Source organism: Laedolimicola sp., assembly GCF_051972735.1.
Classification (GTDB): Bacteria; Bacillota; Clostridia; order Lachnospirales; family Lachnospiraceae; genus Laedolimicola; species Laedolimicola intestinihominis.
Window position 1 is genome coordinate 1 of the sequence record NZ_JBOKYU010000070.1, and the last position, 7,127, is coordinate 7,127.

General features: G+C 54.4%; 8 protein-coding genes. All 8 read right to left on the reverse strand.

Going from position 1 to position 7,127, the window contains the following annotated elements; all coding sequences use genetic code 11:
- Nucleotides 1-139 (reverse strand): GTP-binding protein (locus ACTRC3_RS11210; protein WP_440323131.1); only part of this gene is annotated, 139 nt, incomplete at its 3' end.
- Between the two features lie 21 nt (nt 140-160).
- The gene (gene rpsG / locus ACTRC3_RS11215; protein WP_178038305.1) at nt 161-631 is read right to left on the reverse strand and encodes a 30S ribosomal protein S7; all 471 of its coding nucleotides are present in this window, start codon (nt 629-631) and stop codon (nt 161-163) included.
- Nucleotides 632-986: 355 nt separating this feature from the next.
- Complete coding sequence (rpsL, locus tag ACTRC3_RS11220) at nt 987-1,409, reverse strand: 30S ribosomal protein S12 (RefSeq protein ID WP_158363525.1); 423 nt, start codon at nt 1,407-1,409, stop codon at nt 987-989.
- Nucleotides 1,410-1,611: 202 nt separating this feature from the next.
- A complete protein-coding gene (locus tag ACTRC3_RS11225) occupies nt 1,612-2,391 on the reverse strand; it encodes an MBL fold metallo-hydrolase (RefSeq protein ID WP_440323126.1) in 780 nt (259 codons plus the stop codon).
- Nucleotides 2,392-2,407: 16 nt separating this feature from the next.
- On the reverse strand, nt 2,408-3,775 hold the full coding sequence (gene lpdA, locus ACTRC3_RS11230) for a dihydrolipoyl dehydrogenase (RefSeq protein ID WP_440323127.1): 1,368 nt from the start codon (nt 3,773-3,775) through the stop codon (nt 2,408-2,410).
- 172 nt (nt 3,776-3,947) lie between these two features.
- Nucleotides 3,948-5,282 (reverse strand): FAD-dependent oxidoreductase, encoded by a 1,335-nt coding sequence (locus ACTRC3_RS11235; RefSeq protein ID WP_440323128.1) that lies wholly within the window; start codon nt 5,280-5,282, stop codon nt 3,948-3,950.
- A 16-nt stretch (nt 5,283-5,298) separates the two neighbouring features.
- Nucleotides 5,299-6,738, reverse strand: coding sequence for an NAD(P)/FAD-dependent oxidoreductase (locus tag ACTRC3_RS11240; RefSeq protein ID WP_440323129.1), 1,440 nt, complete (start codon nt 6,736-6,738; stop codon nt 5,299-5,301).
- Between the two features lie 180 nt (nt 6,739-6,918).
- A partial coding sequence (locus tag ACTRC3_RS11245; protein ID WP_440323130.1) for an aquaporin occupies nt 6,919-7,127 on the reverse strand: 209 nt, incomplete at its 5' end.

The following is a 7,127-nucleotide window of genomic DNA, read 5'->3' on the forward strand; positions in this document are numbered from 1 at the left end:
CTTCATGAGTATCACCGATCTTATAGTTTACACCAGTGTAATACAGAATACGCTCTGTCAGTGTGGTCTTACCAGCATCGATATGAGCCATAATTCCGATATTTCTGGTTCTCTCCAATGGATATTCTCTTCCAGCCACGGGATTTTCCTCCTCAAATAATTAGAAACGATAGTGAGCAAACGCCTTGTTTGCTTCTGCCATCTTGTGCATGTCCTCTTTTCTCTTTACAGATGCGCCTGTGTTGTTGGCTGCATCCATAATCTCATTTGCCAGACGCTCTTCCATGGTCTTCTCACCGCGCTTACGGGAGAACATGGTCATCCAGCGCAGAGCCAGAGCCTGACGACGATCAGCGCGAACCTCGATGGGAACCTGGTAGGTCGCTCCGCCGACACGTCTTGCCTTTACCTCAAGAAGCGGCATGATGTTGTTCATTGCCTCCTCGAATACTTCCAGAGCCGGCTTTTCTGTCTTAGCCTCTACTCTCTCGAATGCTCCGTAAACAATTTTCTGAGCCACGCCCTTCTTACCATCCAGCATGATGTTGTTGATAAGCTTGGTGACTACCTTGTTGTTGTACAGCGGATCCGCTAATACATCTCTTTTCTGAGTATGTCCTTTACGTGCCACAATACTTCCCTCCTTAATACATGCTTACCGAATCTGTGATTCAGTAAGATTCACTCTTAATTCTCAGGTACTCACATGTGTCTTTCTACTTGTGTCGTGCACGGCAAATCTATATACGACCCGCAGCCTAAGGGACGATATTTCATTCCGGCAATATAGACAATTGTCTATCCAACGAATAGTTCTGTTACTGTGAACACTGGCTGTGCGCACTTGGCGAGGTACTTTCGAGCCTAGTGCAAACGCCCATCCGGACACTTGGTGAGGCTCTGCCGAACCTAGTGACCGTGATGTTACCTTATTTCTGTTCACAGCGTGTTACCTGTACTAGTTACAAAACCAAACGACCTTTAAATTACTTTTTTGCGTCTTTCGGTCTCTTGGCACCGTACTTGGAACGTGCCTGTCTTCTCTTTGCAACTCCTGCTGTATCCAGGGTACCACGGATGATGTGATATCTGGTACCGGGCAGGTCCTTTACTCTACCGCCACGGATCATAACAACACTATGCTCCTGAAGGTTGTGTCCTTCTCCGGGGATATAGCTTGTTACCTCGATACCGTTGGAAAGACGTACTCTGGCGATCTTACGAAGAGCAGAGTTCGGTTTCTTCGGGGTAGCGGTCTTTACTGCGGTACAAACGCCACGCTTCTGCGGTGCGGATGTATCAGTTGCTTTCTTCTTCAGAGAGTTGAATCCTTTCTGAAGGGCGGGCGCTGTAGACTTCTTTACAGTTGTCTGACGTCCTTTTCTAACTAACTGGTTGAATGTTGGCATTCCTTTCACCTCCTGTGATGAGTGGCAGGCAATGTTGCCGGCCCTGTCAGGCTGCTGTGTCGGTAATTCGACTGTTTCAGGCGCGCAAAAATACTATACGCTTTTCGCGCACACTAGATTAGTATAATAAGAAAAACCCCCTGTGTCAAGGGGTTTTTCTGTAAAAAAACATTGGATTTTCGGGGCATTTTTGGGTATTTTTTCAGAGTTCATAGCGCTTTCCGGTACCGTCACCGAACACCGGTACCGGCAGCCCGTCGCCCGCCGTCTCGCAGATGTGCTGCGCGTTTTTTCGCCAGCTCTCCGTATCCTTATCGGGACGGGGTAGATGAATCGCCAGCACATCTCCCAGTTCCAGATACCGGGTTATCAGCCGCCTGGAGGAGGGCAGACCCATCAGTGGAAATGGGCCAATCAGCCAGTCGATCTTCTTCGACCAGACCGCTGTCCTTTCATATAGAAACTTTTCAGGCCTGGCGTCCCCCGGCAGCATCAGATGCTTTCCTCCAGCCTCCAGAAGGCAGACCAGATTCTGGATATCCGCAAACCGGTCGCCCATGTGAATGCTGTTGAATAGGGTCAGACGCATACCCGGCAAGGTCATGACCCGGTATTTCTGCTCGGACGCGGCCACAGCCGTCAGCCGTCCCGCCTCCGGCTCCAGCGCCCGGATCCGCCGAATGGTCTCCTCCGTGGAAATGATGCGGAGATCCGGATTCATTTTCAGGGCCTCCGCCACGTCCTCCGGGCAGAAATGATCCGCGTGCTCATGGGTAAATACCAGCGTTCCCAGCTTCTTTTCCCGGATATCCCGCAGAAGCTCCTGCCGAATCGCCTCCGGCGTGTCAGGGTAAAGCCCGCCGGGCTGCCTTGCAAACACGTCGAAGCCGATGGCCGCGCAGCCCTTTTCTTCTATATTAAGAACCTGTATTACTACGCCCGCATTTCCCGTGTGCCAGGCTGTCATTTTCGTTCCCATCATTCATTCCGCCGTATCTTTAATTCATAAGTGCTTCCCTGATAATCTCACACACCGTGGGATGCGGGAAAATCGTCCGTCGAACCTGTCTCAGCGGAAGCTGCAGGTCAATCATCAGCGCCAGCGCATAGATATACTCCGACGCGTAGGATGACATCAGCGCCGCCCCGATAAGCGTTTCTTTGTTCTTATCCACAATCAGCTTGCAGATACCGTTGCTTAAGCCGTTCTCCGCCACATGGCGTCCGCTGAAATTGATGGATACCTTTTTCACCTCATAATTCCGGCCTGACGCCTTCGCCTGCTCCTCGGACAAACCTACAAAGGCCGCCTCCGGGCTGGTGTAAACCACGCCGCTGATCGCATCGTAGCTCATGGCGTCGTCCTCGCCTAGGATATGGTTTACAGCCACTTCGCCTTCCCGGTAGCCCACATGGGCCAGCATGACCTTGCCGTTCACATCGCCGATAGCATAGACATGCGGCACGTTGGTCTGCATATGCTCATCTGTCACGATGGCTCCCCGCTCGGTCTGTACGCCCAACTCCTCCAGGCCCTCGATCTGGCTGTTGGCACGACGGCCCACGCACATCAGAGCCTTATCATAAGCTGCCAGCTGAAGCCTTCCGTCCTTTTCATAAGTCACGACTCCGCCTGCCAGCTTTTTCACTCTGGAGGAGAGCTGGAAGGTCACACCCTTTTTCTCCAGCTCCTTCTGAAGCAGCCCGCTGACCTCCCGATCATTGCCGCCCAGGACCTTATCCAGCATCTCGATCACGGTTACTTTTGCTCCAACCTCCTGAAAATAAGCCGCCATCTCAAAACCAATGACTCCGCCTCCCACGACCAGAAGCTTCTTCGGGATCTCCTTCATATCCAGGATCTCGTCGCTGGTCATGACCGTTCCGTCCGCCATACCTTCTTTCACACCTTCGATAGGCGGTACTGTAGGAGTCGAACCGGTAGCCAGAATCAAATTCTCCGCTGTATAGGTCTCTTCTCCTACGAACACCACAGGTTTTCCATCCAATCTGCCAAGCTTCGCTGTTCCGTTTACTACTTTTACCTTGCTGCGGCGAAGGGCACTGCCTACGCCCTGCACCAGCATTTTCACAACCTCGTCTTTTTTTTCCACTACTGCAGCCTGATCCACGTGAACCGGACCCTCCGCCGTTACACCGTACGCTTCTCCGGCCCCCGATGCGTAATGGTACATTTTTCCCGCGTAAAGAAAGGTTTTTGTCGGGATACATCCCACATTCAGACAGGTTCCTCCCAGGCTCTTCTTTTCCACCAGCAGCACCTTCTTTCCATGGTGAGCTGCGTACTCAGCGCTGTTATACCCGGCCGGACCGCCGCCAACAACAATGACATCAAAATTCTGCATACCTCTTTTCCTCCTTGTTTTCGCTGTCGCATTGCATGTTACCCGTCCAAACCTTCAAAGGCTTCCGCCTTCCTGCCATATCCCGATTATACCTTTCGCCCGCGAGATTGTCAATTTTTTATCATGCATTTTCTTTAAATTTTGATAACCATACTTTCCCGGTGGAGTTGTCTTAAATTTCTGAAATTTCTTTTGTGGCAATAATGTCTACACCTGTCTCGGCCACGTCCGCCAGAATCACGTTACCGATCTGCACCGGGGCCTCCGCGGTCACGCTCTTCAGAGCCCGCATACAGGCCTGCACCTTCGCTTTCGGGATGTCGGTCCGCGTCTTCACCGACAGCATTTTCTCACGGCCGCCCCGAACCGGAATGATCGTCGTCACGGTGCGGGTGGGGTTCGTCACCTCTTTTTCGGCGTACTGCGCGCCCCGCTTACAGTGGTTGCCCTCCACCAGCGTCACCCGGCCAGCTTCCAGGCGGACGCGTAAGGAACATCCTTTCGGGCAAATAATACAGGTCAGGCGCCGCTCCTCTGTCTGTTTTATGTAAACCGTCGCATTTTTCCCGGCCTCCGCCGCTTCTTCGGACACGGAATCCACCAGACCGTGGACATGCAGCACATTGCCGCAGGCGAAGACGCCGGAGATGGTAGTCTCCAGCTTCTCGTTGACCACCGGACCGTGGGTAGCCGGATCCATTCTCGCGCCCAGTTCCCGGGTCAGCTCATTTTCCGGGATCAGGCCCACAGAGAGAAGCAGGGTGTCACAGTCGTATTCCTGACCGGTGCCCGGAATGGGCTTGCCCTGTTCGTCCACGGCGGACACGGTCACGCCGCTGACCCGCTCCCTGCCTTTGATATCCACCACCGTATGACGCAGCAATAGCGGAATATCGAAATCCTCCAGACACTGGACGATGTTCCGCTGCAGGCCGCCGGATTTCGGGAGAATCTCAACCACAGCCTGCACCCTGGCTCCCTCCAGGGTCAGGCGGCGGGCCATGATGAGGCCGATGTCGCCGGATCCCAGGATCACGATTTTCCGGCCGGGCAGAAAACCTTCAATATTTACCAGGCGTTGGGCGGTTCCTGCTGTGTAAATTCCAGCGGGGCGAAAGCCCGGAATATTCAGAGCGCCCCGGGGGCGCTCCCGGCAGCCCATGGCCAAAATCACCGCTTTTGCCTGAACCTCGAAAAGTCCATCCTCCCGGTTCATGGCCGCGACCCTTTTGTCCGGCATAATATTCAGCACCATGGTTTGCAGCTTATAAGGAATCTGAAGTTCCTCGACTTTTTCGATATAGCGGGCCGCGTACTCCGGTCCGGTCAGTTCCTCCTGGAAGGTGTGAAGGCCAAAACCGTTGTGGATGCACTGGTTCAGAATGCCGCCAAGCCGATCTTCCCGTTCCAGAATCAGGATATCTGCTACGCCATTTTCCCGGGCTGCCAGAGCCGCCGCCAACCCCGCCGGGCCGCCGCCAACGATAACGATATCATAAGTCTGCATGATAAATCCTCCCTTCCTATAAGCTGTCCTTATTCTGACCACAGAGCAGCGTGGACGCGCCGCCCCGCTTGGTGATCTGCTCCAGCGGGATGTCCAATTCCCGGGACAGAAGCTCCATGACCCGCGGTGAACAGAAGCCGCCCTGGCAGCGGCCCATGCCCGCCCTGACTCTGCGCTTAACTCCGTCCAGGGATCGCGCGCCCAGAGGCCGGTGAATCGCGTCCAGAATTTCCCCTTCGGAAATGTGTTCGCAGCGGCAAACGATATGTCCATATGCCGGATGCCGACGAATCCATTCCTGCCGTTCCCCGTCGGGAAGCTGCGTCGGATTCATAATGCCCTTTCTCCGGGAAATAAAATGTTCTTTCTCGGACAACTCCAGCTTTGCCCGCACGATCTCCGCCACCATTTCACCGATGGCCGGGCTGCTGGTGAGACCGGGCGATTCGATGCCGGCGCAGTCAATGAAGTTCTCTGCACCCGGGACTTCACCGATGATGAATTCATGGCCGTCCTCGTGGGCGCGCAGACCCGCGAAGGAGGTGATAACATTTTTATAAGGAATCTCCTTTACGTAGCGGCCCGCGTTTTCCAGCACCTGAGCGAGGCCGTCTGCAGTGGTGTTCGTGGCCTCCGGATCCGCCACATCAATGGCAGTAGGGCCTAACAGCAGATTGCCGTGGATCGTAGGGGACACCAGGATACCTTTTCCATATTTGCCTGGCAAGGGGAAAATGGTATGGTTTACATGGGACCCTGTGGTTTTGTCCAGGAGACAGTAATCACCGCGGCGCGGCGTGATGTGGATCTTCCCGGAGCTTATCATGTTATGTAAACCATCCGCATAGACACCTGCTGCATTGACCACCAGACGGGTCTCATAGGAGCCCTGGCTGGTATGCAGAATCCAGCCGCCGCCCTGCCTCCGTTCCAGGCTTTGTACTTCCGTGTCAAAATGAAACTCCACACCGTTCATGGCCGCATTTTCCGCCAGGGCGATGTTCAGGCCGAAGGGACAGACGATGCCCGCCGTGGGCGCATAGAGAGCCGCATAGGTCTCCTCCGACAGGTTAGGCTCCATCTGCAGCAGTTCGTCGTGGTAAATGATACGAAGATCCGGGACGCCGTTCGCCTGTCCCCGGTCGTAGAGTGCCTGAAGGCCCGGCATGTCTTCCTCGGAGAGACAGACCACCAGGGAACCGATGCGCCGGAACGGGATATCCAGATCTTTTGCCAGATCGCCCATCAGCGCATTGCCGCGCACGTTGAGCTTTGCCATCAGACTGCCGGGCGCGGCGTCATAGCCGGCATGGACGATGGCGCTGTTGGCCTTGGAGGTGCCGCAGCAGACATCCTCTTCCTTTTCCAGGACGCAGACGCGGGCCGCGCAGCGGGACAGCTCCCGGGCGGAGGCTGCGCCGGAGACGCCTGCGCCTACTATGATTACATCGTACATAGATACTCCTTTCTATTTTGTGCATATTTTCGCACATACAGATATCTCCAATAGAGCAAAAAAGGAACCCGACAAGCTCCCGCACCCTCATGCGTTCTTCCTGTCAGGTTCTCTTCTTTTATCCCAATTTTGTTTTCTTATAATCTTTTTACCCGCCAACGTAATTCTATCATTTTCCATTTACCACGGAATTGCCGCATACAACGCCACCGCCGCAATCGCACCGAGAATCGGCCCCACCAGCGGCACAATGCCGTAGTCCCAGTCGGAGCTTCCCTTTCCTCGAATGGGCAGCACCGCATGGGCCAGTCTCGGCCCCAGATCCCGCGCCGGGTTGATAGCGTATCCGGTCAGACCTCCCAGAGACATACCGATGGAAACAATGATAC

Coding starts and splice junctions, on each gene's coding strand:
- ACTRC3_RS11240 (WP_440323129.1), bottom strand. CDS start 6,738: ATGTACGATGTAATCATAGTAGGCGCAGGCGTCTCCGGCGCAGCCTCC.
- ACTRC3_RS11225 (WP_440323126.1), bottom strand. CDS start 2,391: ATGATGGGAACGAAAATGACAGCCTGGCACACGGGAAATGCGGGCGTA.
- lpdA (WP_440323127.1), bottom strand. CDS start 3,775: ATGCAGAATTTTGATGTCATTGTTGTTGGCGGCGGTCCGGCCGGGTAT.
- ACTRC3_RS11235 (WP_440323128.1), bottom strand. CDS start 5,282: ATGCAGACTTATGATATCGTTATCGTTGGCGGCGGCCCGGCGGGGTTG.
- rpsL (WP_158363525.1), bottom strand. CDS start 1,409: ATGCCAACATTCAACCAGTTAGTTAGAAAAGGACGTCAGACAACTGTA.